21 protein-coding genes and 4 pseudogenes are annotated in these 25456 nt (G+C 70.0%); 12 read left to right on the forward strand and 13 right to left on the reverse strand.

Annotated features, from left to right (window positions below; all coding sequences use genetic code 11):
• The first annotated feature begins 422 nt into the window (after positions 1 to 422).
• Positions 423 to 677, forward strand: coding sequence for a hypothetical protein (locus tag ACZ45Z_RS08010; protein ID WP_468357891.1), 255 nt, complete (start codon positions 423 to 425; stop codon positions 675 to 677).
• Here the strand turns inward: ACZ45Z_RS08010 and ACZ45Z_RS08015 are convergent.
• Both ACZ45Z_RS08015 and ACZ45Z_RS08020 read right to left on the reverse strand, forming a co-directional pair.
• Positions 608 to 775 (reverse strand): annotated as a pseudogene (locus ACZ45Z_RS08015) (IS5/IS1182 family transposase); the annotation flags it as partial. The gene ACZ45Z_RS08010 and the pseudogene ACZ45Z_RS08015 overlap by 70 nt on opposite strands.
• A gap of 63 nt (positions 776 to 838) precedes the next feature.
• Positions 839 to 3250, reverse strand: coding sequence for a helix-turn-helix domain-containing protein (locus ACZ45Z_RS08020; RefSeq protein ID WP_468357894.1), 2412 nt, complete (start codon positions 3248 to 3250; stop codon positions 839 to 841).
• Positions 3251 to 3412: 162 nt separating this feature from the next.
• Here ACZ45Z_RS08020 and ACZ45Z_RS08025 point away from each other — a divergent pair, with 162 nt between their 5' ends.
• The 5 genes from ACZ45Z_RS08025 to ACZ45Z_RS08045 all read left to right on the forward strand — a co-directional run bounded on the left by ACZ45Z_RS08025 (position 3413) and on the right by ACZ45Z_RS08045 (position 7730).
• Positions 3413 to 4480, forward strand: a complete 1068-nt coding sequence (locus tag ACZ45Z_RS08025) for an AfsR/SARP family transcriptional regulator (protein ID WP_468357898.1) — start codon at positions 3413 to 3415, stop codon at positions 4478 to 4480.
• A complete protein-coding gene (locus ACZ45Z_RS08030; protein WP_468357901.1) occupies positions 4477 to 5226 on the forward strand; it encodes a DUF6585 family protein in 750 nt (249 codons plus the stop codon). Before ACZ45Z_RS08025 ends, ACZ45Z_RS08030 begins: the two co-directional genes overlap by 4 nt.
• 296 nt (positions 5227 to 5522) lie before the next feature.
• On the forward strand, positions 5523 to 6281 hold the full coding sequence (locus tag ACZ45Z_RS08035) for a PE-PPE domain-containing protein (RefSeq protein WP_468357904.1): 759 nt from the start codon (positions 5523 to 5525) through the stop codon (positions 6279 to 6281).
• 393 nt (positions 6282 to 6674) lie between these two features.
• Positions 6675 to 7070 (forward strand): hypothetical protein, encoded by a 396-nt coding sequence (locus ACZ45Z_RS08040; RefSeq protein WP_468357907.1) that lies wholly within the window; start codon positions 6675 to 6677, stop codon positions 7068 to 7070.
• A gap of 18 nt (positions 7071 to 7088) precedes the next feature.
• Complete coding sequence (locus ACZ45Z_RS08045) at positions 7089 to 7730, forward strand: hypothetical protein (protein ID WP_468357910.1); 642 nt, start codon at positions 7089 to 7091, stop codon at positions 7728 to 7730.
• A gap of 481 nt (positions 7731 to 8211) precedes the next feature.
• On the opposite strand, the pseudogene ACZ45Z_RS08050 reads toward ACZ45Z_RS08045, so the two are convergent.
• Positions 8212 to 8500: pseudogene (locus ACZ45Z_RS08050) on the reverse strand (oxidoreductase); the annotation flags it as partial.
• Positions 8501 to 8743: 243 nt separating this feature from the next.
• Entirely contained in the window at positions 8744 to 9706 is a 963-nt protein-coding gene (locus ACZ45Z_RS08055; RefSeq protein ID WP_468357913.1) for a TetR/AcrR family transcriptional regulator C-terminal domain-containing protein, read from the reverse strand.
• 165 nt (positions 9707 to 9871) lie between these two features.
• Here ACZ45Z_RS08055 and ACZ45Z_RS08060 point away from each other — a divergent pair, with 165 nt between their 5' ends.
• The gene (locus ACZ45Z_RS08060; protein WP_468357916.1) at positions 9872 to 10981 is read left to right on the forward strand and encodes an FAD-dependent monooxygenase; all 1110 of its coding nucleotides are present in this window, start codon (positions 9872 to 9874) and stop codon (positions 10979 to 10981) included.
• A gap of 56 nt (positions 10982 to 11037) precedes the next feature.
• Here the strand turns inward: ACZ45Z_RS08060 and ACZ45Z_RS08065 are convergent.
• Positions 11038 to 11822, reverse strand: a pseudogene (locus ACZ45Z_RS08065) (site-specific integrase).
• 343 nt (positions 11823 to 12165) lie between these two features.
• Between ACZ45Z_RS08065 and ACZ45Z_RS08070 the strand changes: the two are divergent.
• Positions 12166 to 12750, forward strand: coding sequence for a hypothetical protein (locus tag ACZ45Z_RS08070; RefSeq protein WP_468357919.1), 585 nt, complete (start codon positions 12166 to 12168; stop codon positions 12748 to 12750).
• Between the two features lie 212 nt (positions 12751 to 12962).
• On the opposite strand, the gene ACZ45Z_RS08075 is transcribed toward ACZ45Z_RS08070, so the two are convergent.
• Together ACZ45Z_RS08075 and ACZ45Z_RS08080 are read right to left on the reverse strand one after the other, a co-directional pair.
• A complete protein-coding gene (locus ACZ45Z_RS08075) occupies positions 12963 to 13838 on the reverse strand; it encodes a PaaX family transcriptional regulator C-terminal domain-containing protein (RefSeq protein ID WP_468357922.1) in 876 nt (291 codons plus the stop codon).
• Positions 13835 to 14293, reverse strand: a pseudogene (locus ACZ45Z_RS08080) (GNAT family N-acetyltransferase); the annotation flags it as partial. The pseudogene ACZ45Z_RS08080 and the gene ACZ45Z_RS08075, both read right to left, overlap by 4 nt.
• Before the next feature lie 338 nt (positions 14294 to 14631).
• Between ACZ45Z_RS08080 and ACZ45Z_RS08085 the strand changes: the two are divergent.
• Together ACZ45Z_RS08085 and ACZ45Z_RS08090 are read left to right on the forward strand one after the other, a co-directional pair.
• Positions 14632 to 14928, forward strand: a complete 297-nt coding sequence (locus ACZ45Z_RS08085) for a hypothetical protein (protein WP_468357925.1) — start codon at positions 14632 to 14634, stop codon at positions 14926 to 14928.
• Positions 14929 to 15420: 492 nt separating this feature from the next.
• Positions 15421 to 16794 (forward strand): FAD-dependent oxidoreductase, encoded by a 1374-nt coding sequence (locus ACZ45Z_RS08090; RefSeq protein WP_468357928.1) that lies wholly within the window; start codon positions 15421 to 15423, stop codon positions 16792 to 16794.
• A gap of 48 nt (positions 16795 to 16842) precedes the next feature.
• Here the strand turns inward: ACZ45Z_RS08090 and ACZ45Z_RS08095 are convergent, their stop codons facing one another.
• Together ACZ45Z_RS08095 and ACZ45Z_RS08100 are read right to left on the reverse strand one after the other, a co-directional pair.
• A complete protein-coding gene (locus tag ACZ45Z_RS08095; protein WP_468357931.1) occupies positions 16843 to 17415 on the reverse strand; it encodes a dihydrofolate reductase family protein in 573 nt (190 codons plus the stop codon).
• 296 nt (positions 17416 to 17711) lie between these two features.
• Complete coding sequence (locus tag ACZ45Z_RS08100) at positions 17712 to 18731, reverse strand: ArsR/SmtB family transcription factor (RefSeq protein ID WP_468357934.1); 1020 nt, start codon at positions 18729 to 18731, stop codon at positions 17712 to 17714.
• 60 nt (positions 18732 to 18791) lie between these two features.
• Here ACZ45Z_RS08100 and ACZ45Z_RS08105 point away from each other — a divergent pair, with 60 nt between their 5' ends.
• Positions 18792 to 20030 (forward strand): MFS transporter, encoded by a 1239-nt coding sequence (locus ACZ45Z_RS08105; RefSeq protein WP_468357937.1) that lies wholly within the window; start codon positions 18792 to 18794, stop codon positions 20028 to 20030.
• A 111-nt stretch (positions 20031 to 20141) separates the two neighbouring features.
• Complete coding sequence (locus ACZ45Z_RS08110) at positions 20142 to 21251, forward strand: IS701 family transposase (RefSeq protein WP_468357940.1); 1110 nt, start codon at positions 20142 to 20144, stop codon at positions 21249 to 21251.
• A 20-nt stretch (positions 21252 to 21271) separates the two neighbouring features.
• Here the strand turns inward: ACZ45Z_RS08110 and ACZ45Z_RS08115 are convergent, their stop codons facing one another.
• The 4 genes from ACZ45Z_RS08115 to ACZ45Z_RS08130 all read right to left on the reverse strand — a co-directional run bounded on the left by ACZ45Z_RS08115 (position 21272) and on the right by ACZ45Z_RS08130 (position 25422).
• Positions 21272 to 22111: an AfsR/SARP family transcriptional regulator gene (locus ACZ45Z_RS08115; RefSeq protein ID WP_468357943.1), complete on the reverse strand. Its 840-nt coding sequence runs from the start codon at positions 22109 to 22111 to the stop codon at positions 21272 to 21274.
• Between the two features lie 195 nt (positions 22112 to 22306).
• Complete coding sequence (locus tag ACZ45Z_RS08120; RefSeq protein ID WP_468357946.1) at positions 22307 to 23230, reverse strand: LLM class flavin-dependent oxidoreductase; 924 nt, start codon at positions 23228 to 23230, stop codon at positions 22307 to 22309.
• Entirely contained in the window at positions 23227 to 24384 is a 1158-nt protein-coding gene (locus tag ACZ45Z_RS08125) for an acyl-CoA dehydrogenase family protein (protein WP_468357949.1), read from the reverse strand. The genes ACZ45Z_RS08120 and ACZ45Z_RS08125 overlap by 4 nt, the downstream gene beginning before the upstream one ends.
• A 54-nt stretch (positions 24385 to 24438) precedes the next feature.
• Positions 24439 to 25422 (reverse strand): TauD/TfdA family dioxygenase, encoded by a 984-nt coding sequence (locus ACZ45Z_RS08130; protein WP_468357952.1) that lies wholly within the window; start codon positions 25420 to 25422, stop codon positions 24439 to 24441.
• Positions 25423 to 25456 lie beyond the last annotated feature (34 nt).

Below are 25456 nucleotides of genomic sequence, written 5' to 3' on the forward strand. Positions count from 1 at the left end.
GAGCTGCGGATACTGCCGTCTACCTGAGCTAGGCGCAGCGCTGCCGCTGGAGTACCAGGACGGTCTGCTGCTGGGAATCGAGGGGCTGCTGAACCCCCGCGGCTCTCCGGACGGCGTCTTCACACCGCCCGCCTCGTGGGGCGCGGGCCCTCTCGATCTGTACCACTGTCACCTGGTGCTGGCGAAGAACCCGCCACGGGTGGCCGCCTGGGATACGGCCCGGAGTCTGGCCAACGTCATGCGCAGTCGCGCGAACGACCTGCAGCTCAAGGCCGAGATGGCGGGCCCCGTCGGGACACGCCCCTGGGCCGAGGCCTATCGGGCGCTTTTGCTCGGACAGCCCACGCCGCCAATGGTGGAACGCCGTCGCCCCCAATCCGACGGATCTGACGCACACCCCGTTCGCCACCACACCGGCCGACGTGTCCGCCAACACGGTGCACATCACTGACCTGCACTTCTTCATCGACCGCCAGCAAGTCATCACGGTCCTGGACCCCACATACAGCGAGGCAGGCGCGATCGTCCACCTGCAAACAAACCGCATCGACGCCGCCGCGGCCGGGGCTGCCTTATCCGTGATCCTTCGCAGCCCGCTGATGACCGCATGGCGGCAACGGTTACCGTGCCGTGAAAGCTGGTCTTTGCGTTCGGGGATGGGGGGCTTGCTCTGGTGACGTCGTAGGTGGCGTCGGTTACGGCGGGAACTGCACGCCTTGTCGCCGCTGACGTGGTCGGGCCGCGTGCGCGAGCGACCTCCGGCAGGGCGAGGGACGACGGATGCGTTCGGGCTGGGCGCGTCGGCCTCCGTCGCTTGCCAGGGCGTATGCCTACTGGGCTAAGGGCCGCCAGTTCCGCCCGGCCTGGATCGACCGCGCGTCGTCCGGTAGCCGCGGGCGAGGTGGTGTTGGAGGCGGGCGTGGCGGAACTGGTAGACCGCGCCGGCTTGGCGGAGCACGCCCCGCTGGTAGGCGTCTTCGAGGAAGGTGACGACGGACCAGGGCAGCCGGCCGGTCAGCGGCAGCCAGATCCGGGAGAAGACCGCCCACTGGCCCCAGGAGGTCAGACTGAACGCGTAGCCGAGGGCGCCGCCGATCCCACTGATGACACCGACCTTGAGTGCGGACATGAGACTCCAGACGACCGGGCCCAGGATCGCCGACATGAGCTGGACCACCAGCATGGATCCGAAGCCGACCACGAGCCCGAAGAGGGGGGCCCCGACGAGGAGTTGGGTCGCGACCGTCCGCCAGTTCGTGCGCAGGAGGCTGACCGGATTGACGGCGGATCGGATGTCGAGAGGGGTTTCGAAGAGGGTCAGGAGGCCGAGGGTGGGACCGGCTCCCAGCGCGAACATCAGGCCGTAGATGGTGCCGTCGCCGAGGCCGGCGGCCAGGATGGTCGGGATGCCGACGTGCGCCAGGACGCCGTTGAGCGCTCCGCGTACGAAACCGTAGCCGACGCCGAACACGAGCCCGCAGAGCAAGCCGATCACCAGTCGGCGCAGGGCTCTCCGCCTGGTCTTCCCTTCCCTGCCGAATATCTTCATGCGCACGCCGGACGGCTTCACAGCCGCGTCCTTGGCCGCGACCAGGAACCAGTACGCGATCCCGAACAGGAGCCCGGAGAGGGTGCCCGCCACCAGCCCGTCCGTGAGCTGGAAGGCGAAGGAGTCGAAGAGGGTGCCGACGACACCGTCGACGAGCCCTATGGCCAGACAGATCACCAGCGCGGTCACCAGGGTGCGCGTGGTGCGGCGCAATCCGTAACCGAGCCGCCACCACTCCAGGTTGGGGGTGTCGAGCCCGGTCAGGTGGTGGGCCAGGTAGCCGAGCCAGTACTGGGCGCGTTCCGGGTCGAAGGCGCGGCGTGGCCCGCTGCCGGGGCGGTGCCCGGGCCGGGGGCGGTAGACGCTGGCGGTGAAGTTGTCGAGAAGGTGGTCCTCCAGCTCCTGAGGGGAGCCGAATCGCTCGGTGTCCAGGAGGGAGGCCGGGTCGTGATCGGGGGTGTCGCTGTAGACGGCGCGGGCGAGCGTGACCATCAGCGGAGTGGTCAGCACCGCGGCGAGGTTGGCTCCGGCCTGACTGTGCGGCCGCTTGTGCAGTTCGCTCAGTACGGGATCCCAGGCGGTCGCCGAGAGGGCCCCGCCGCGGGCCTTGCGCGCGGTGCGCGGCAGGTAGTCGGCCAGATCGCTCAGGGTGAGATCGGTCAGTTCCACCGCGGCGGCGGAGGTGAGCACGTCGGTCTCCGCCACCGCGGCGGCGTACTCGGCCGGACGGCTCGTCAGCAGCAGGGGGAGAGTGGTGGAGTTGAGCGCTTCCAGCGCGGGGCGGCGCAGGCCGTCGGCGATTTCGTCGAAGCCGTCCAGCACGGGCAGCACCCGGCCGGTCTCGACCAGTGCGGCGGCCAGGCTCGCCCCGCCGGGTCCTGGGACGGCGAGAGCGGGGTGATCGCGCGTCAGTTGCGCGGCGAGCCAGTCCCGGAACGTAATGGCGGTCGGATCCCACGAGCCGATGCTGAAGATCACGGGTACGGCATCGGCGCGGCCCCTCGACTCCAGGTGGTCCAGGACGAACCGTACGGCGAGGATCGTCTTCCCGGAGCCTGAGCGGCCCAGCACCACCAGCCGCCCGGACGGGATCCGCCGGTACACGCCAACGATCTCGTCCAGTTGTCCGCTCAGGTCCAGCGGGTCGTGCGTGCCCCCGGCGGGCAGACGGCGGATGTTGGCCCAGTGATCGGTCAGCTCCTCGTCAACCGGCAGCCAGCACACCGGGAGGGGGCAGGGGTCGTGGACCTGCCGCTGCTCCTCCTCGCGCCGCCAGCGGGCGGCCACCGTCTGCGCGAGCTGCTCGGCGATGTCGGCCAGCGTTTCGTGCAATGCGGACCCTGTCCGGCCGCCTGTCGTCGGCTCGGCGTGGGCGGTTGAGACGGTTGAGACGGTTGGGCCTTCCGGCCGGCCGCCTGCGACCGGCTCGGCGTGGGCCGTCGAGACCGTTGAGCCCTCCGTTCCGCTCCCCTCCCCCGTCCGGCGGACGGCAGCGGCCAGCAGCCCCTCGCGTTCCTCGGGCCTCAGCACGAGCGCGTCGGCCAGTAGCCGCACCGTGGTCACCCTGGGGTCGGCGCGCTCGCCGGTCTCCAACCCGCGGATGGTGCGCACGCCCACTCCGGCGCGCTCTGCCAAGGCCTCCTGAGTCATGTCCGCCTCACGCCGCAGCCGTCGCAACAGCGCGCTGAACTCACTGGTCACAGGTCATGGCCTTCCCCCGGCATGTCGATTTCCCCAGGTGAGGGACTCTAGCGCGGCCACCGGCCGGATACGGCCGGTCTGCTGGCCTGTCCATCGCCCGGTCCCGGCGCCAACGTCGACGGCATCCGCCCCACCGGACACCTCACCTCAGGAGAGCCCGCGATGCCGACGACCGCGACCCTCGGTCAACCGACCGTCACCCCACTCACGCACCAGGAGCGCGAGGTGCTCTACGCGGTCGGCTGTGGCCTGACAGACACCGAGATCGCCTCCGCCCTGGCCCTCCCCGAGGGCGCGGTGGACGGACACCTCGCCCGGATACTCGCCAAGCTGGAGCTGCGCGACCGAGCCGCCGCCATCGTCCACGCCTTCGACTGCGGCCTGGTCGTTCCCGGCCAGGGCCCCCGCGAGGCGACAACCCCCGTACCGCGGCCCGTCATCCGCCAGGCACGCGAACCGCAGGTGCGGATCTCGGTGCTCGGGCCGCTGCGGGCATCGCGCGACGGACAGCCCGTGGACCTGGGTCATCTTCGCCAGCAAGCCGTGCTGGCAGTGCTGGCGCTGTGCCCGGACCGGACGGTCGGCCAGGAGGAACTGGTCGACGGAGTGTGGGGGATGGAGCCCCCGATGACGAAAGTGGTGCCGGTGTACATCTACCGCCTACGGAAGATCCTTCGCATGGAGAACAGCACGGATTCGGTGATCCAACGGGACCGGTGCGGCTACCGGCTGGCCCCCGGCGCGGTCGAGGTGGACGTGGCGCGTATGGAGGAACTCGTCACCGCCGCCACGAAGGCCGAGCGAGCCGGCGAACTGACCGAGGCGGTCCGCGTCTGCTCCCAGGCGTTGGACCTGTTCCGCGGGGAGCTTCTGGCCGGTCTGCCCGGGCCGTTCGCCGAGCTGGAGCGGCTGCGGCTCACCGAGCGCAGGATCTCCCTCGTGCAGCGGAAGCTGGACTGGCAACTGCGGCTGGGCCGGCACTCCGAGGCGATCGCCGAGCTGCGGGCCCTGACCGTGGCGCAGCCTCTGAACGAACCGGTCGCCGCGATGCTGATGCGTGCGCTGTACCGCAGCGGCCGGCAAGCCGACGCGTTGACCGTGTTCGCCCGCACCTGCCGCCGTCTGGCCGACGACCTGGGGGTGCCGCCGGGGCGGCTGCTGAAGCGGACGCAGCAGATGATCCTGCGCGGATGCGACGCCGACCTCGGTCTCGCCCCCACCACGCCATGACCCGACCGACGCCGCGCACGCGCGGTCAGGAGCTGCTGCTGGCGAGGATCTCCGCCGCGGCCGGCCGCGCGCATCTCGGCAAGCGGCTTGCCACCTACGCGGCGGCCGCGCACAGAACCCACGCGCAGGCCGGCCCGGCCCGGGTGATCCGGGGCCTGCTGGCCCTCGCCCGGTACGGCCGGTCCTCCTCGGCGGGGGCGAGCGCGGACGCGCGACTGGACCTTTACGAGCACGGGATGACCGTTGCCCTCAAGGGCCGGATCCACGTCGTCCGCTACGACACCGCCTCTGTGTTCCAGGAGAGCACCCGGCACCCACACGACGCGGCCCGCGTCGGCACCACTGACACCACTGACACCACTGACACCTACACACTCACCGACATCGAACGGAAGCGGATCGTGCTGCATGGCAGGCCGGAGGACAGCGACGCGGCGGAATGGGGGCGCGAGATCCAACGGGCCGTCACCCATGCACGGCTGCCCCAGGCATGGGCCGCGCTCGGCAAGGGCGAGCGACTCACCTTCGGGGACATCTGGCTGACCACGGAGGAGGTCGGATGTGGAGAGGTGTCCGCGCGGTGGCCGCAGGTGCGGCAAATTGAGGTGAGGGGTGGGTCCCTCAGGATCAACATCGACGGGGATTGGCACCGGCTGGGGCCAACGGTGTCCGCGATCCCGAATCTCTTCCTGTTCCACGCCCTCGTTGAGCGCTTGCGAACGGATGGCACGCCCTCAGGACGATGACCTCCGACCCCGAGCGGATTCGCCGATGCCCACCGGCGAGACTCAGCAGGGCTCGTGGGAGGGGGCGGTCGAACGAGAGCGCACGTCCACTGCGTGGTCGGATACGTCGCCATCGACGCGTTCCTGCATTTCATCGTCATTCCAACGGCTGCGGCTAACGTCACGTCCTCACGTCCGTCACGTCATGTCACCTCCGTCACGTCATGTCACCTTCGTCACGTCCGTCACATCCGTCATATCTGTCACGTCCGACTACAACAGTTGTTTTCCATCTCAGTTCGAGGAGAAGCAGAGCGATGACCTTGCCCAGCAGAGGGAAGAGGGCGATCGGCGCGGCCGGTGCGGCGGCAGCCATGGTGGCCGTCACCGCCGTCGCACCCTCCGTTGCCCACGCCCAGTCGGTGCAGCACCACTACTACCTGGAGGTCGGCGGCACAGGCTCTGCGGCGGCTGCGCCCGACTGCACTTCCACCTACGCATTCGCCAACAAGCACCTCAACGGTGGTATCCCCGTACCGGTCTGCTATCCGGCGAGCGCCGGCCCCTGGCTCAACGGCCACAATGCTCCGGACGTCAACGCACCGAGCTACGACGCCAGCGTGCGCGAGGGGTACCGCAATCTGCTGGCCGCCGCCGAGGACACCTACCACCGCGATCCGGGCGCCCGCTTCACGATCGTCGGCTACTCCCAAGGCGCGCAGGTGGCCGACCAGGTGCTCCAGACGATAGCCGGCGGCCACACCGACATACCCCGCTCGCAGGTGAACGGCATGCTCTACGCCGACCCCCAACAGCCCGACACAGGCATCTGGGCACGGGTTCCGAAGGGGTGGAGCGCCTTGGGATTCACGTCCACGGGCGCCGGCCCGGCGAAGTTCGACGGCGTCCCGGTGCGGCGCTTCTGTATCCGCAAGGACCTGGCGTGCGACGCCACCTCGGTCCAGTCCGTCCCCGGCTTCCTGAAGCAGCACCCCAAGTACTGGCAGGACGGCAATGTCATGACGCAGACCATCGGTCAGGACGGCGGTGACGGGGTCACCTGGTACGACGCCTGATCAACCGTCAGGCGGGGCCGAGGAGGGGGCGGGGCCGCGGGCTGAGGATCCCGCCGCTCATGTGATTTCGCGGCCTATCAGCCCGGCTGTCTTCTCGTAGTTGATCGTGCACGTCCCGGAAGCCGAGGGAAGTCCTCTTCGGCCCCGGGACGTGCGTGCGTTCGGCGGTAGCTAGCCCAGTCACGTGAGCCAGGCGCGTGCCGACCGAACAGCCCCGTTTCACCCCGAAGTCTCCGATCTCTGCCTCTCCCCCCTCGAATGATCGAGATTTCATCCTCATTTCAGCGTCTGCCGCGACAGTGGGCAGACAAGGTGCCGAACAACCAGTCGCGCACCTGCGTCCTTTACGCGTATCCGTAGGTGCGCGTGCTCAGTCAGCGAACGGGTGTCCCTGTGAATGATCTCTTGCACAAGCTGGTTTCCGCCGCCATCACCGGAGCGCTGATCGCCCTGGTGGGATATCTCAGCGTGGCCGCACGCAGGCGGAGGGTCGCCCGAGAGGAGGCCGCCGCGCCGGCGCCGGTCGAAGATCGCACGCAGACCCTGCTGCGTCAGGCCCAGCGGTCGGACCGCAGCCGCGACGAGCTGGCCGCTCAGGGTCGGCACGCGGAAGCGCTGGGGCAGGCCAGGCAGGCCGCCGATGCCTGGCGGGAGCTCAGCCGGGTCCGACCGGGGCGGTTCCAAGCGGAACGAAGGGCAGCGCTGGGGCGTCTGAGCGAACTGCTGGCCGCCACGGGGGAAGAGCACCAGGCAGCGCAGGTCCGCCAGGAAGCCGCCGGACTTTCCTGACGAAGCGAGGAGACCGCGATGCCCGCCGCGATCTGGACCGGCCGAAACGCACACCCGGAGAAGGTTGCCACCGACATCACCGCAGCACTGGAGGACGAACTCGGCCTTGCGGGACCGCCGTTGGCCGAGACCTTGGCGGCAGAGAGCACCGGCGTACCGGCCGGAAGTCTGCTTCCACCGCGCGAGCGGTTCAGCGCAATGCCCGCGCCAACGCACTGCTTCGTCTACATCGATGCCCAGACGCCCAGACCCTTCGAACTACGCGCCTCGGTCCTGGGCGGGCGCTCGCGAATCCGTCGAAGCCTCGGACTGGGCCACCTCCTCTATGCGGTGCCCCTGGCGCCACCGGTTCCCTCGCAGATCGAACTGACTGCGGCGCGTGGCTCAGCCCCCGCCCTCTTCCAAGGAGACCCCGCAACCGCGAACCGTCTGAACAGTGACACCCAACTGCTCGACATGGCCCAGGCACTGACGCCCGCCACGGCCGGGCCCGACCGGAACCACACCTGGCAGGTGGCACGACGGCTGACGATCGAACCGCTTCCCCACGGTTCGGTCCTGGTCATCCAGACCCTGCACCGTCCCACCGCCCGCGCCTGGTCCCTCAGCGCCCACGCTGTGCTGGACTTCGCCACCCGCGCCGAAACGGCGCTCGGGTAGCGCAGACTGCCAGGGTCTGCGCCCTAGGGAGGGCTCCGGCGAGCGCGGGTTCGGATGACCTCCACCGATCCGGAGCGCTTCGAGCGGATCACCCGCAGGTGATCCGCTCGACATCTCCTGGTCGCCCCTTCCCCATTGAGGCGTGGGCGCGCACTGCGGCGACCGCATCACCGGACATCCGTGGCCCGCTACCTGCGCCTGCGCCACCTTCAGCGGGAGAGCGGCTGTCTGGCTGTCTGGCTGTCTGGCTGTCTGGCTGTCTGGCTGTCTGGCTGTCTGGCTGTCTGGCTGCGGACTCTATCCGTCACCCACGGTGCGAAGCAGCGAGATGGTCAGGCGCTCGCCGCTGTGTCGACCCGTTCGTCGTGGTCGCGCGGCGCTTGCGCGGCGTAGACGTTCGGGTGCGAGACCGACCGCATGGTGCGATCGACGACGATCCGACCGTTCTGGGTGGCCTCCAGCCCGCTGACGGCGGCCAGGCCAGCGCGGAGGGCCGGCCGGTGACGTCGAAGGCGTGCTCGGCCACGCCGGGGATGACGTGGTCGGCTACGTGGCTGCCGAGCGCGTAGAGAAGCGTGTCGCGTGTCGTAGCCAAGCTCGCCGACGCCGGTGGCGTCGGCCACGGCGACGACCTGGCGCTCGGGGTCGACGCCGGTGACGCGGGCCAGGCGCAGTCGTATCCCGGTGCCCGCGAAGACGTCGGCGAGCTGTGGAGCCTCGATCTCCTGGCCGGCCGCGAGCTGGTGCAGCCGCAGCCGCTCGACGAAGTCCGCCTCTCGCCGTTTGTGCGGCACCACATCAACATGCTCGGCCGGTACTCCTTCCAGCTCCCAAACCTGCCTGGTGGCCTACGGCCCCTGCGCAATCCGGATTCCACCGACGAGGAGTGAAGCGCCTGTTCTGGTCAGGACCATGAACCCGGTGATCTCTGGTCGTATCCGCCACGTCGCTGGCGGGCGCCCCGGTAGCGCGAAGGGGCGTGGGTCCGGTCCTCGATGAACTCGTTCTTGTGTCTACGTGACAGCTCCCTGACCTTCGACGATAGAAGTCAGGCCGTCGAGGAGTGCCTTGAGGCCGAATTCGAAGAGAGCATCGAGACGCAGGTCATAGCCGTCCTCGAAGGCTCCGACCACCTTGGTGAAGGTCGGGAAGCGGCCGGATTCCACCAGTTCCCGGAGAGCGGGGGCGCGGCTGTCCATCCACTGGTCCTCCGACTGGCCCGTGGCCGCTTCGGCGTGCGCTTCCATCTCCAGGTGCACAGCCAGGCCCTGGACATGACTGTAGAGCAGGACATGGATATCGAACAGCTTGGTGGGATCGAGTCCGTGGCCGTCGAGGGCTCTCAGCACCCACTCGCCGTGGACCATCAGGTTGGGCACGAGCAGAGGGCGGGTGAGAGAGCCGATCTGGGCCAGCCAGGGGTGCTTGCGGTAGAGAGTCCAAAGGGTCCGAGCACCCAGTTCGATGCGGGAACGCCACCCTTCGGGGGCGTTGGCAGGGTAGGACTCCTCGCCGAATGCGGTGTCGGCCATGAGCAGGATGAGGTCGTCCTTGCTGGGGACGTACCGGTAGGTAGACATGGTGGCGACGCCGAGCCGAGCCGCAACGCCGCGCATGGAGAGCGCCGACAGCCCTTCGGTATCGGCGATGTCGATGGCCGTGCGGACGATCCGGTCGAGGCTCAGCTCCTGCTCGGGGTCCGGGACGGGTGACGGGCGCCTGCGGGCCGGCGCAGCGGGGGCCGTTCCGGCGACGACCGTGCCGATCCGGGGCCGGGCCTCGACAAGTCCCTCCAGACGCAGGGTGGTCAGGGCCTTGGTCGCGGTAGCGAGCGCGACGCCCCATTCTCCGGCGATCTGCCGGGTCGAGGGAACCCGGTCCCCGGGGGCGAGTTCACCGTCCGCGATGCGCCGCCGGATCGCGGCGACGATGCGCAGATAGGGCGGATCACCGACTATTCCTGTGGTCTTCGTCACGTCCTACCGCTTTCCTGTCCTGTACTAGTGCAGAGGGTAGCAGCGGCAACGCCGAACGTAAGCCGTCTGACCTAGTACAGATCCGGTATTTGGCCAGTTGGAGGGAGCGTGCGTACGTCGTACGTTCAGTGCCGTACACCGTAAAAAGCACTGGAGGAACTTCTCATGCAGACCGTACTCATCTCCGGTGGCGGAATCGCCGGGCCCGTCCTCGCCTACTGGCTGCGCCGTCACGGCTTCGCGCCCACCGTCGTCGAACGCGCCCCGGGCCAACGCCCCGGCGGCCAGGCAGTGGACATCCGCGGCGTCGCGCTCGAAGTCGTGGAGCGTATGGGCCTGCTGGAGCAGGCAAGCCGCGTACGGACCCGGATGCGCGGCATGTCGATCCTCGCCCCTGACGGTCACGAGGTCGACCGCTCCACCGAGGCGACCTTCAGCAGCGGCCGGCTCGACAGCGAAGACATCGAGGTGCTGCGCGAGGACTTGGTACGGATGGTGTACGAGCACACCCGCGCAGGCGTCGAGTACCTCTTCGGCGACAGCATCACCGCACTCGACGAGGACGAGACCGGCGTGCGCGTCGACTTCGCGCACGGGCCGTCCCGCACCTTCGACCTCGTGGTCGGGGCCGATGGCCTCCACTCCACCGTACGACGCCTGGCCTTCGGCCCGGAGGAGCATTTCGCCCACCACCTGGGCAGCTACCTCTCGGTGTTCAGCGCGGACAACTTCCTCGCCCTGGACGACTGGCAGATGTGGCTGCGAGACGGCGACACGGGCTTCGGCATCATGCCCGTACGCGGCAACACCGAACTCAGGATCGCCTTCGGCTTCGAGTCCGCCCCCCTCGCCCACGACCTCCGCGACGGCGGCGCCCTGCGGCAGCTCGTCGTGGACAAGCTCGCGTCGATGCGGTGGGAAGGGACTCGCCTGGCCGAGGCCGCCCGGAAGGCGCCCGACTTCTACTGCGACGCCATGGCCCAGATCCGCATGGACCAGTGGTCGCGGGGCCGGGTGGCCCTACTCGGAGACGCCGGCTACTGCCCCTCCCCCCTCTCAGGGCAGGGCACCAGCCTGGCCGTCGTCGGCGCCCACGTGCTGGCCGACTGCCTTGCCCAAGCCAACGGCGACCACCGCACCGCGTATGCCCGCTACGAGCGGCGGATGCGCCCTTTCGTCACCCTCAACCAGGCACTGGCCACCGAGAATCCCGGCGGACCCGCCTCGGAGGAATCCGTCACGCATGCCAAAAACGCACTCTCACTGGACAGATGATCCCCTGCCCCGAAGCGATATCAAAGCAGGAAGGCAGCACAGAACCTCTCCTGCGCTCAGCGCCTGCTGTCGCCAGGGCCAGCAGGCTGGTGAGCTCGGCGATCGCCTCCGGGGACGGCTTGAAGTAGCGGCGGACGTTTTCCGGCTTCTTGTGCCGGGACTTGGCCATGAGCATCAGCAGCGACGCACCCTGTTCACCGAGGTGGGTCAGGGCGGAGTGGCGGTACTCGTGCAGGTCCCAGCCCGTTCCGGGCCCGCGCACCGCGGTGTGTTCGTCCAGCAGCGCGCGGGCCTGCCCGTACGAGAGGCGGGCCAGCCCGGTATCCGGGCGCACGTCGCGTGGGCTGACGACCTTGCCCGGTCCCGGGCGGCGGTGGGTGACGAACACCGGCCCGCGGGTTCGGCCCTTGAGGAGCCTGGGCAGCAGCCGGGCAGTGCCGGCATCCCAGCACCTCACGCCGGGCAATCAGCCGGTCCACGGCATCTTGGAGCGGGCCGGGGTCTCGGAGTCCGGCACCGTCAGCCGCTTCGCCCGGGCCGGGACCATCGGCCCGTCGTAGCCGTGCTCCTGGCACCAGCCGAGCCAGGACAGCACCCCCGCCCGGCGGGCGTTCCAGGTGCTCACCGCTGCGGTCCCCCACAGCAGTTCCAGGGCCTCGCCGATCTCATCGTCGGCGACCGACGCCAGCGGTCGGCCCTCGCCGAGGCGCGCGGCGGTCTTGCCCACCCCGATCCCGTAGTTCCGGACCGTGTTCGGGTTGCCGAGCGAGTCGAGGAACACGTCGGCCGCCGTCCGGACGGTCAACGCCTTCCCGGTCGGCAGATGTACGACGGTGGGCACTGCTTCCCCCTTGCCACAGATAACAGGGTCGCTCCACTGGTGGGCTCGGCACGCGAAATCCCCACAGTCGGAGCCAACGCATCCGGGATGCGGACCGCCGGGGGCGCAGAACCCCCAGGAGGCTGCGCCTGCACTTCCGTATCGTGAACAGTGCTCGCACGTGGAGGCACGCACGGAGACCAGCACCGTTGCCGTCGGCACACCCCCGCGGTGACACGCTGATGGGTGTAACTCTTCCTGAGGGCCGGAGTTGCTCAGCCCTCCTCAGGGCTGCCACACCAACTGGCCGTGGTGTCACGGGGATTGATGGTGATCCTGGTGAAGCGTTGGTACCTTCGTCGGTATGGGGGATGACACTCGGCGCCGCGACGTCAACAACCCTCCCGTCACGAACGTGATCAACGGAGCGGTCAACCATAGTCTGGTGATCCAGGCCGGTTCCTTCGAGGGCGATGTCCATGTGCATACGCCGCCCGGACAGAGCGCCGAGCGGGACTCCGCCCTGGCGGAACTGGAGCAGCGCCTGGACGCACAGGAGCGGACGGAGCGGGAGCGACAGCGGCGGGCCCAGAAGCAGCGAGAGACCGAGCACCGCAAGGAGCAGGAGCGCCGACGCATGAATCGGATGCTTCAGCTTGATGAGGCCAGACAGCAGGACAGGGAAAAGCGTGCGATTCGCACCAGGGTGCTGCTGGCCGTCGCGTTCTGTGTGCTGGGGCTCGTCCTGCTCGTGGTCGGTTTTCCTGGCCATCCCTTCTTGGCCGTGCCCGGGATCCTCCTGCTCTTCGGCGGCGTACCCCTCGCCCGCGCCATCCCGACCTGGGCTCTGGAGGGCCGCTCTGATGAGGAGATCAGTTCCGGTCGCTCAGGAAGAGCTACATCCAACGCTGGTCCAGCGCCATGGATGACCTTTCGTCCGCCCCACTGACAGGGAAACAGTGGGAACAGATCACCCGGTCGGGGAGGTAGGGGTAGGGGGCTGCGGTGGAGCAGTGCTCACAGCCCAGGCTTGGGAAGCGGGGCGTGCGGGAGTGGGCGCCGGCGGTGACGTTGAAGCGTTCGCGGCACACGCGGCGTAGGGGGCGGGTGCGCGTTTGGCGCCTTCGCCCAACAGGCGTCACCCGCCCTCTTGTTCCGCCTTCAACGCGTGGCCCGCTCTGCCGCTTCTCGGGTGATGTCGGCGTAGAGGCGGAAAAGGACCGGCCGGGCTTTGCCGTGGTCGCGTTCGTGCAGGGCCGCCCAGCAGCGGGCGATGAGCTCGCGGGCCTGGGTGCCGGGCCAGGGCCGGGGCAGGAGTTGAGGCGGCAGCAGCGGGTCGGGCTCCATGGCACGGGTGAGTTCGGCGGCGAGCTCGACCGCGATGGTGAGGAGTTCGGAGGGGGAGAGTTCGGCAGGGCCGGTGAGTCGTGCGAAGCGTGGCTGGGCGAGGCGGCTGAGGCGGTGGTAGCGGTCGGCGACCTCCTGCAAGGGCCACAGGCGGCGGGCGAGTTCGGCGGGCTCTTGGGTGTCGCCTCTGCGCAGGTCCGTCGTCGTGAGGAGGGTGAGCGCGCCGTGGGCGCCGAGGCGGTGGGCCGCTTCGTCGACGTACGGTTCCCAGGCGTTGGCGCAGACGTACAGTCCGCCCTGGAGCGGGGCGCCGCCGAGGTGGACGAGCGTCTCGCGCAGGGAGTCGCGGGCCGTGCGCGCGGATTCGGGCACGGCGAAGGCGGCCAGGTGCCAGACGCCGTCCCAGGGCGCGAGCCCGGCGTCCTGGCGGAACGCGTGTCGTAGGAAGTCCGCGTTGGGGGCCAAGGCTTGTGTGGTGTCCTCGGTGGCGTGCAGCAGTGCTCTGCGGCCGCGGCCTTCGTGGGTGAACCGGCTCTCGGCCACCAGGCGTTTGACGCACAGCCGTACCTGCTGGTCGCTCATGCCGAGGGTCGCGGCGACGGTGTACAGCTCGTCCGCGCTGACCGTGCCGTCCTCGCGGATCAGGGCGTGGACGAGCATGCGGGTGGGGATCTCGATGTGGTCGGTCATGGTGTGCGCAGTCCTCTCGGCCCCTTCGCCTCGACGGGGCGGTGCATGGTGGTCACCGCACCGAATCCCAGCAGCCCGCGGAGGTAGGGCGTGTGCTCGGTCCGTACGGCCGTGAAGCCGCGCCGCTCGTACAGGGCTCTGGCGCGCGGATTGGTGTCGATCACGTCCAGTCTGATCTCCCGGCAGTCCTGCTCCGCCGCGACGGCGGCCACTTCCTCGATGAGCAGGCTCCCGACGCCGTGGCCGCGCACGTCCGATTCCACGGCGATGCCGTCCATGACGAGCTGTCCGGGGGCCGGGTGGCGTTCGAGCAGGGCGAGGAGCAGAAGTCGATGCAGTCCCCGCAGGTGTCCGTACGCGCGTAGCACGGCGGAGGCCGATCCCGCGGTGAGGGCCCGCCCGCCGAGCTGGTAGCCGGCGAGGCCGACGAGCTGCCCGTCGAGGAGCGCGCAGATCAACGGCGTACTGGCCACACCCAAGGACGGCCGCAAGCGCCACGGCCTGGTCGTGTACGTCCACGGCGACGGCCCGGTCGACGCCACCCACGACGACGGTTACAAGCCCATGTGGGAAGCGAACGCCAAGGCCGGGTACGCCTCCCTGTCCTGGGGCAAGCCCGGCGTCGCCGGCGCACCCGGCGACTGGCTCGCCCAGTCCATGGACGACCGGGCCGACGAGGCAGCCGCCGCCATCGCCTGCGCGCGCCCGCCCGGACATCGACGGCGACCGGATCGGGCTCTGGGGCGCCAGCCAGGCGGGCTGGGTCCTGCCGAAGATCGCCGCCAAGACGCCCGTGGACTTCGTCATCGCCGTCTCGCCCGCGATCAACTGGCTTCAGCAGGGCCGCTACAACCTCCTCGCCGAGCTGCGCGCCGACGGCGCGTCGGCCGCCCGCACCAAGGCCGCGATCGCCAAGAGCGACGCCACCCGCCGGCTGCTGGGGCGCCACGTGACCTTCGAGGAGTACGTCAAGGCCATGGGCGGCGACGCGGACGGCATGACCGCCGATCGCTGGGGCTTCATCTCCAGGAACCACACCGCGGACGCCACGCAAGAACTCCGCGCCCTGCGCGGCGTACCGGTGTGCTGACCCTCGCGGGCCATGACCTCAACGTGGATACCGCCGACACGGAGCGCGTCTACCGCAAGGTGCTGGACACAGGCGGTGCGTTGAGCGTCAAGCACCACCCGGACGCGACCCATTCACTGCTCAGGCAATCCATCGAGCAGTCGGCCCTCAAGACCACACTCACCGCGCTCTTCTCCCCCCGCTCACTCTTCGCGGACGGACTCCTGGACCACCAACCACGGTTCCTGAAGGATCTCGACCGAGAAACCGAGTACCGCCGCCGGGATCTCGTCCGGACACCGCCTGCGTCGGCGACGGTCACGGCGAACGCTCCGGACGTGCCATCACAGAGCTTCGCGGACCCGGTCGCGCACCCCCGTCGTGCTGCCGTACGCCCCCTCCGCCACCGGAGAAGGCGGCGTCACGGGGGTACCTCACCAGGACTGCCCGCAGCCCCGGCGATCTTCTTACGCAGCAGCGGGGCCGCGAGCTCGACGAGGGAGGGAGGCGCCCATGAAGAACAGAACTGTTCAGCACGGTAAGTGGGGGAAGGCCGCTGTCATCGGAGGCGGGTACGCAGGTCTGGTGACGGCCCGCGTACTGGCCGATCATTTCTCCGAGGTGGTCATCCTGGAACAGGATCCGCTGGACGAAGGCACGGGTACCCATCCGCATGTGCCGCAGGGGTACCACGCCCACGCCATGCTGGCCAAAGGCGCAGAGGTCCTGGAGAAATTCTTTCCAGGGCTCCGCGCGGAACTGCTGGACATCGGAGCACCGGTTTCGGACTACGGAGAACACATCAGTTTTCTCCTGCCCGCCGGGTTCGCGCCGCGTCAGCGAACGGGTGTGCAGATCCAGACGTTCACCCGGGATGAACTGGAGCGGCGCCTGCGTGGCAAGGTGCTCGCACTGCCTGAAGTGACGCTCCTTCCGTCCACGCGATGCGAAGGTCTGAAAATGGACGGCCCCGGCACAGTGAACCGAGTGCTGTATCGGACCGAGGGTGCCGACCAGCTCACGGAACTCGAAGCGGACCTGGTGGTCAACACCTCAGGACGCGCCAGCGCTTTGGACAACTGGTTTACGGAGCTGGGCCTGCCCGTGCCCGAGAAGCGCATCGTCAAGGCGAAGATCACGTACACATCGACGAACTTCGTCCGGCCGGAGAAGAGCCACCCGGACTTCAACCTGGCCTACCAAATGACGTTCGCGCCCCACACCCCTCGGGGCGGTGTCCTCCTGGCGGTGGAGCGCAACCGCTGGATGTGCTCGTTGATCGGTTTCGAAGACCAACTGCCACCCACCGAGACCAGTGCCTACCTGGATTTCGCCAAGAGCCTGAAGAACCCGCACCTGGCTGAGCAGATCGAAGGCCGCACCAGCCAAGAGCCGACCTACCGCTACACCAATGTCAACAACCAGTGGCGCCTCTACCACAAGATGAAGGATTGGCCGGACCGTCTCATCGCCCTCGGCGACGCGGTCTGCGTCTTCAACCCCGCCTACGGGCAGGGCCTGACCGTTGCCGCGCTGGAAGCCGATCTTCTCCACCGCACGCTGGCCAAACACCGGGCGCGCAAGACCGGCCTTGATGGTCTGAGCAGGGGATACCAGCGCGCGGTGGCACGCCTGGTCCTGACCCCGTGGACCTTGTCAAGCAATTCGGACCTCATGTGGAACCCGCACCACCAGCCCCTCACGGCGAGGATCGCTCACTGGTACAACAAGCACCTCTTCGAGGTAGCCGTTCGCGACGCACGGGTGTGGTGCCGATTCGCCCGGGTGGCCAACATGGTGGCCCCGCCGACCGTACTTTTCCATCCCACCGTGATGGCGAAAGTCATCGGCCAGGCCGTTTCTCACCGCACCCGCCACCCCGCCTGATCGCCGAGTTGTCCACCGACCGGGCCGGGGCGGGTGCGGGAGCCCCGGTCAGTGGACGACGTCGAAGACGTTCTTCTGCAGGCCGTTGGCGTAGGCCTCGTGCTCGACAAGCCTGAGCTTCTGGGTGTCCTTGTCCGTGGCGCTGAACAGGCGCTTGCCCGCGCCGAGCAGGAGCGGGAAGACGAGGAGGTGGTAGCGGTCGATCAGGCCGGCGTCGGAGAGGGCCTGGTGGAGGGAGGCGCTGCCATGGACGATGATCGGACCGCCCTCGGTCTCCTTGAGCGCGGCGACCTCGTCGAGCGAGCGCAGGATCGTGGTCTGGCCCCAGTTCGTCACCAGGTCGTCCTCGGTGAGGGTGGTGGAGACGACGTACTTCGGCATCACCTTGTAGTCGGCGAAGTCCTCCATGGCGGGCCACGCGGAGCTGAAGGCCTGGTAGCTGGTCCGGCCCATCAGCATCGCGGCGGCCTCCTTCTGCTCCCGGCCCTTTATCTCGAAGGCTTCGGGCAGGAACTCCATGTCCTTGAAGGTCCATCCGGAGTTCCGGTAGCCGGGCTCGCCGCCCGGGGCCTCCACGACGCCGTCGAGCGAGATGAAGGCGGAGACGATGACTTGGCGCATGAGATAACTCCCTTTGTCCGCGGGCACACCGGCACCCTTGTGTACGTTGTCCACATTTGGGAGTTGCGGCGATCCGCGCCCCCGGTCGATCTTGCGCCAGCCTAATCGAGAGAAGTGGACGGTGTCTACATTGGAGACGTCACCGGACGTGAAGGCCCCCCAGGACCGCTACGCTCGCGCTTCCGCGCGCTACGGACGAGACGGCCGGGTCAATGCGTCGGAGCCAGCCTGAGCGCTGAAGTCGACGGCGAAGGCCCGACCGGGCAGGAACCCATCCGGCCTGTGCGGGAAGCACGTCAGTCAGGGAGTCGGTCCTGGTCTTTCACCAAGGTTGTGCCGGTGGCCGAGCGGTAGTAGAGGACCGATCGGCCCGCGCGTCTGCGCCAGACCAGGCGGGCGTCGAGCAGGACTTTGAGGTGCCGGCCCACCGAACCCAGGCTTTGGCCGGTCAGGGCCACCAGTTGAGTGGTGCTCTTGGGGGTTTCGAGGAGCACGAGGACGGTGGCTCGTGCGGTTCCGAGGAGCGCGCCGAGGGATTCGGGGACGGGTGCCCGGTCGGCCCCGGCCAGGGCGCCGGAGCAGGGGTAGACGACGGCGCACCGGCGCACCGCGCGGTTTTCGGCGGTGGCCGGTGCGCTCCAGCAGACCCAGCTCTGGCTCGGGGTGACGGGGACGAACATCAGCCGCGCGCCGGAGACTTCGAGCGAGGGGCTGTCGCAGGTGGTGATCTGGAGCCGGTTCTGCCCGAGCCAGCGCATGCCCGGGCGCATGTCGGCGAGGGCCGTGGCCCAGCCGCCCTGCCCCAGCCTGGCCGTGCGGGCCACGACGTCGGCCTCGATGATCTGCTTGCGCACCCGCCATGAGGGCAGCACCGTCTCGGTCCACACCCAGGCGAGCAGATCGGCCGCGCGTTCCGCCAGGTCGTCGCTGCGGTCGAGCAGGGCGGGCAGCGGGCCGGACAGCGACTCGCGCAGATCGGCGCGAACGGTGGCGGCGGGGGTCCCGCGGACCTGTTCGAGCTCTTCGGCGAAGGTGCGGTCGCCGTGGTCGGCGTGGTCGTGGTCCGGGGGTGTCGGTGTGAGGAACGTGGCGTTCCAACTGCGTGCGAGCGCCGCCCGGACCAGCGCAGCCGTGGTCGGGTCCGGCGCCAGCCGCTCCCGGTATCGGGGCAGATGGGCGTCGAGCCAGGAGCGCTCACCGGCGTGCGCGGCCGCGCCCCGGTGCAGGGTCTTCAGGCAGGCCGTGGCCTCGGCGAGAGGGGACGTGACGAACCGGCTCGTGGCCAGCGTGTCGGCGTTGACCTGCCACCAGCTCATTGGTTTCGCCTCCCTGCGAAAGAGTAACGCCCCGCCGGCCTCCGCGGAGAGACTCACCGCATGCGTACGTATCAAGAACTCTTCCGCACGCCGGAGTTCACGCCGCTCTTCCTCGCGTCCGCCGCGCAGATCACGGCCCAGACGGTGAGCGGCCTGGCGCTCGGCACGCTGGTGTTCGGACAGACCGGGTCGCCGCTGCTGTCCTCGCTCGCCATGTTCGGGCCGGCCCTCGCCCAGGTCGTCGGCGCGACCACCCTGCTGTCGGGCGCGGACCGGCTGCCGCCGCGCGCCGCGATGACCGGTCTGACGCTGCTGTTCGGCCTCGGCACCGCCGCCCAGGCCGTCCCCGGCCTGCCGGTGTGGGCCCTGTTCGTCGTGCTGCTGTGCCTCGGGGTTCTGGGGTCCCTGAGCGGAGGAGTGCGCTACGGACTGCTCAACGAGATTCTCGCGCGCGAGGGTTACCTGCTCGGGCGCTCCGTCTTCAACATGTCCGTGGGCATCATCCAGATCTGCGGCTTCGCGGTCGGCGGCGTCCTGGTGGTCACGCTCTCGGCGCGCGGCACCCTCCTGTTGGGCGCCGCCGCGTATCTGCTCGCCGCCGTGGTGTCCCGCTTCGGGCTCACGCGGCGGCCGCCCCGGGCCGCCGGCCGCCCGTCGATCGCCGACACCTGGCGCGACAACGCGCGCCTGTGGTCGTCGCCGCCCCGACGCTATGTCTATCTCGCCCTGTGGGTGCCCAACGGCCTGATCGTCGGCGTCGAGTCGCTCTACGTCCCCTACTCCCCCCGGTACGCGGGCATGCTCTTCGCCGTCGGCGCCGTCGGCATGCTGGTCGGCGACACCGTCGCCGGCCGCTTCCTGCCCCCACGCCTGCGCGAACGGCTGGTCGTACCGCTCTGCCTGCTGCTCGCGGCCCCCTACCTGGTGTTCGCGATCAACCCCGCGCTGCCGATCGCCGTGGTGGCCGTCACCCTGGCCACGCTCGGCTACTCGGCGAGCCTGCTGCTCCAGGACCGCCTGATGGCCCTGACCCCCGAGGAGTTGAGCGGCCACGCCCTGGGCCTGCACACCTCCGGCATGCTCGCCCTCCAGGGCTTGGGCGCCGCGCTCGCGGGCGCACTCGCCGAGGCCACCTCTCCCGCCACGAGCATGGCCGCGGTCGCGGCACTCTCCTTGGCGGTCACCCTCGCCCTGGTCCCGGGCCTGCGCCGGCCCCGCCGCACCGGATCCGACAAGGGCTCTCCCCCCGAAGGCGGCGAGAACGCCACCACCACCGAGGCGGAGACGGTCCACGGGTAGGCGACCGCGCGAGCGTGCGCCCCTGGTCGGAGGCGCGACGCGGTTGAGGGGTCCACGCGGCCTCGATCTTGCTTCCATACGGTCTCCATCCCTCCGGCGCAGCCTGGCTGCGTGCTGAATCCGAGCGATGACCTGTCCCGCTTCTGTGCCGCGATGTTCGCTTCCATGTCCCGCCTCGACCAACGCCGTTGGGGCGAGGTGTACGTCCGTGGCCTGGCCGATGTGCCCGGCCGCAAGTCGGTGCGCCGGATCTCCGAGTGGGTCCTCGGGCGGCGGGCCGATCAGAGTCTGCAGCAGTTCGTCAACCAGAGCTCCTGGGCGTGGGAGCCGGTGCGCCGGCACCTCGCCCAGGAGGCCACCTCCGTCCTCGGCCCCACGGCCTGGGTGGTGGAGGAGGCCGTCATGCCGAAGAACGGCAAGAGCTCCGTCGGCGTCGACCGGCAGTTCTCGCAGGCCGCGGGGCGGGTGCTCAACTGCCAACTGGGACTCACCGTCATGCTGGCGGGTCCGAACGGCTCCGTGCCCGTCAACTGGCGGCTGTTGCTGCCGACGTCCTGGGACGCCGACGAGGAGCGCCGCTCCCGCAGCCGGGTCCCGGGTCACGAGCGGCACCGCTCACGCTGGCACTACCTGTTCGAGGCGCTGGACGAGATGACCGTGGCCTGGGGCATGCAACCGCGGCCGGTGGTGGTGGAGGCCCGCCGCAGCCCCTGTTCGGATCTGTTGATTCGCGGTCTGGAGAGTCGCGGACTGCAGTACGTCGTGCGGGCCTCGGCCACCACTCCCGTCGCGCGCCTCGCCTCCGGGGAGGTGGTGACCGCCGCCCGGTCCGTCGGCCACCCGGGCACGCGGCTGCACTGGCGCGACGGTTGGTCCCGCGGCCCCCGCTACGTCACCGCTCCGCTGCCGGACGGCGCGCCTCCGTACGCCGCGGGCAGCGCCGGACCTGCGCAGCGGGCCCGGAAGGTGATCGCGGAACGCCACCCGGACCGGCGCGGACCCGAGTCGGTGTGGATCACCAATGTGGAGGCCGCGCAGGCGCCCGCGGTGTTCGAGCTGATGGCCCTCCAGTCAAGGGCCGGCCGGGAGCTGGAGCGGCTGAGCGAGGCGGTGGGCTTACGGCACTTCGAGGGCCGGTCGTTCCGCGGCTGGCACCATCACGTCACGCTGGTGTCCGCGGCGCACGCCTACAACCTGTCCCGACGTGCGGTCCCGCGCTGACGCGCCGCCGCGCTTCCCGTTCAGGCGGCCGAGCCGCTGGTGAGCAGGTCCAGGGCCCGCACGGGTGCGCCGGAGGGGTGCCTGGGCGGTTCGAGCGCGGGGTCGGCCACGAGCACCGCCTCGTGCAGCCGCTCGATCCGCTTGGACGGCTCGATGCCGAGCTCTTCGCCCAGTGTGCGGTGCAGCTTGCGGTAGACGTCGAGGGCCTGGGCCTGGCGGCCGGCCCGGAAGAGGGCGACCATCAACTGCGCGTGCAGGTTCTCGTGGACCGGGTACTCCTCGGCCAGGCCCAGGAGTTCACTGATCAGGTCGTTGTGCAGGCCGAGCCGCAGCTCGGCCTCGATGCGCAGCTCCAGGCTGTTGAAGCGGACTTCCTGCAGCCGGGCCAGGTGGGTCGCGATGAGCGGGCCCGCGCAGATGTCGACGAGCGGCGGCCCCTGCCACAGCCCAAGGCCCTCGCGCAGTGCCGCGGCCCCGCGCGCACAGTCGTCGACGGCGAGGGCGCGCTTGGCGTCTTCCAGTCGGTCCATGAAGCGGAACAGGTCGAGTTCGTGCCGCTCGACGGTCAGTTGGTAGCCGCGCTGCCGGGTGTGCAGGTCCGTGCCCGACTGCCCGGCCGCCATGCGGGCGTTGCGCAGGGCGCGCCGTATGCGCATGGCGTAGGTGCGGACCGTGGTGACGGCGCTGGGTGGCGGGCAGGTCGCCCACAGCTCGTCGACGCACATGGCGGTCGAGACGACCTGATTGGCGTGCAAGGTGAGGAGAGCGAGGAGCTGGCGCGGCTTCGGTGCGCTGGGCGCACAGTCCACTCCGGTTCCGGCATCCCCGAGAAACAGCGGCCCTAGGATTTTGACCTGCACGAACGCCCCCTGATGTGAAGCCGGATCGTAAGCCGCAGCGAGGGGAGAAGCCTGGCGCCGCCACAGACCGGTCACTGGGCTTCTCCGCCCCCGTCCGCCGCATCGTATGCAGCGGGCTGGTCCGGTTCAACGAAAACCGAACGCAGGTGGCCGAATTTCGAACATCGGCGTCTCGTCAGGAGCTACCCGGCCGAGTCACATGACGGTCAGGGCAGCGTCGACGGCCTTCTCGAAGGTATCCCGGCTCCCTCTGAACACCCCTTGCTCGCGTGGGTAGTTGGCGACGACATCGGTGAATCCGAGCTCTCGGCACCGCCCCACCACCTCCACGAAACGGTCCGGAGACGCGTACGGCGACACGACCACCCGACTGACGTTCACCAGCCGGTCGATGTCCGAAACCGTGCGTCCCGCCCGCTCGCATGCCTCGGTCAGCCGGGACATCTGCCGGGCGAGGAGTGCCCAGCTCTCCGCCTCGGTGCGGCCGCCGGGCTGTTGGGCGTCGCCGATGGTCACCCAGCACTGCCCGTGCCGGGCGGCGAGCTCCAGACCCCGCGGTCCGGCCGCCGCGATGGCGAACGGCACCCGGGGCCGCTGGACGCAGCCGGGGATCATACGGGCGTCCACGGCGTCGAAGTACGCGCCCCGGTGTGTGGTGACCGGCTGCCGCAGCAGCGTGTCGGTCAGCTCCACGAACTCCCGGAACCGGTCGGCGCGTTGGGCCGGTGAGAGCTCGGGCGTGCCGAGCAGCCCCGCGTCGGCCCCCGGGGCACCGGCCCCGATACCGAGGACGAAGCGGCCGGCGGAGATCTCGTCCAGGGTCATCACCTGTTTCGCGAGCACCGCGGGATGCCGGAAGTTGGGCGAGGCCACCATGGTTCCCAGGCGGATCCGGTCGGTGACGACGGCGGCCGCGGTGAGCGTGCTGAGCGCGTCGTACCAGGGTGCGTCCCGCAGCGAGCGCCACGAGTGGTGGTCGAAGGACCAGGCGTGGTCGAGGCCGAGCTGCTCAAGGCTCTGCCAGATCGCCCGCGTCCGCGGCCATCGGTGCTCCGGCAGGACGACGGCGCCCAGGCGCGGTGTCCGGCGCCCGGGACCGGTCGCGGCCCGCCCGGTCACGACGCGCCCAGATGGGCGGTGACCAGTTCGCGGCAGAGGTAGTTGGGCGGGCCCATCAAGGTGACGGCGCGCGCGTCCTGGGCGAGCCGGTTCAGCGGGTGGGTGCGGGAGAAGCCGGGGCTGCCCGCGAGTTCCTGCGCGCCCCGGCAGATCGCCTCGGCCGTCTCCGACGCGAACACCTTGGCGGTCAGCGCGGGCCCCGTGCGGTCGCCCTCGGTCTGGGTTGCCGCGTCGACCACGCCCCGGATGGCCGCGAGGCGCGACCCGAGGTCGAAGAGGTGGTGCCGGTAGAGCGGGCTGCCCACGAGGGAGCGCTGCCGCGCGGCCTCCAGGGCCAGCGCATGGGCGGTCTCCGCGACGCCGAGCGCGATGGCGCCGAGCGTCAGGCCGAGGGTGTGGGGGTAACCGATGACGGCCGGCGTTTCGCTGGAGTGGGCGAGCATGTCGGCGGGCCCGGCCACGTACGCGTCGAGCGCGATGAGTCCGGTCGCCGAGCGCCGCATGCCGGCCAGGTCGAGGACGCCCTCGACGCCGAAGCCCGCGCCGGCCGCGTCGACGACGAAGATGCCCTGGTTGGTCTGCCCGTAACTGCCCGTCGCCGCTTCGGAGTTCCCGGTGCGGGCCAGAATCAGGTAGAGGTCCGCGACCCCGGCTCCCGTGGTGAACGTCTTGGCGCCGCTGAGCTCCCACCCGCCGTCCGCGCGTGCGGTCGCCGTCGTCGCGATGTGCTGCTTGGCGGCGCCCGCGCCGGGCTCGCTCCAGGACGAGGCGAAGATCTGCCCGTCCCGGGTGACCGCCGTCAGGTAGCGCTTCTTCTGCTCGTCCGATCCCCAGCCGATGATCCGGCTGACCGCCGCGTGGTGCAGGAACAGGATGATGCCCACCGAGGCGTCGACCCGGGCCACGGCCGTGAGCGCCGCGTTCACCTCGCGCCAGGAGGCGCCGAGGCCGCCGTACTCGACAGGGATGGGGAGCAGCAGCAGCCCGCTGTCGCGCAGCGCGTCCAGCACGGTGGCGCTGGGGCGTCCGCCGGTGTCGTCCCCGGCCTCGCCGGCCAGGACCTCGATCACGGCGGTCAGATCCGGTAGGTGCGGGGTCGGTGGCGTGGTGGACCAGTCCATGGTTGCTCGCTGACTCTGCTCGGTGTTCGACATGAAACCCTCCCTGACGGGCCGTCGCTCCTGGATTTCGGCGCTGCTCAGGGCGGTCTAGCGGACCAGTACGTAGCCGTCGTCGGTCCGGTGGGAGCGGGAGCGGCGCAGGTCCGCCATGGCGAAGGTGCGCTGGACCCAGCGGTCCCGGCCGTCGTAGCGCGGCTGAAAGGCGGTGCGGCCGTGCAGGCAGACCCGGTTGTCGACGATCGCGAGATCGCCGGCGAGCAGACGCACCGTGCGCGCGACGCTCGCCAGCGCCTCGGACAGCTCGGTGAGCGCGGCTTCGGCCTGTGCGGTGAGCCCGGTGGTGGCCGCGAAATCGACCCGTATGTCGGGGCAATCCGGGTCGCCGTTCAGCACGGCGTGCCGGGGCGCGGCCTCGCTGCCCGTGCCGAACGACGGTGGCGGCTGGGTGCGGAACTCGGGCCGTGCCAGGCAGTCCCTGGTGCGTTCGGACAGCACGGGCAGCGCCTCACGGATACAGGCCGTCGACAGGCCGGCCTGCCGTTCGTGGTCCGGGCGCAGGCACAGGAGCATCACGAAGTCGGGACGGTGCGGATGGAAGGCGTTCTCGTTGTGCATCATCAGGTCCACCGAACCGGCGTTGCCCTGGAACCGCTCCTGGCCGGGCACCGGTACGACGTCCTGCACCAGGGCGCCGGACTTCTCGGCCAGGAACGCGGCCGGGTCCCCCAGGCCGCAAGCCGTCATCACCAGCAGGGCGGCCGCCTCCGACGTCGTCTGCTGGACGGAGCCCGCGATCGACGGTGTGTCGCCCAGCGTGCCCTCGCCCACCGGGAGCCCGCTCACGACCAGGGCGCCGCGCGGTCCCGAGTCGCGGCGGAATTCCCGTATCCGGCGGCGGTAGGCGACCGGCAGGTCCTCCCAGGCGGAGCGGGCCGCGGCCACCCAGTCGACGTTGTCGATCTTGTCCGCCGCCGACATGAGCCGCCGGGCGATCGCGCTCATCGCCGCCGCATCCGACGCGGGCACCGTGTGGACGGCATCCGCGGCACCTGCCTGCGTGGTGTACAGCATGGTTTCCTCCTCAAGGGACCTCGACTGGCTGGTG

The sequence above is a fragment of the Streptomyces sp. NPDC031210 genome, assembly GCF_055570395.1.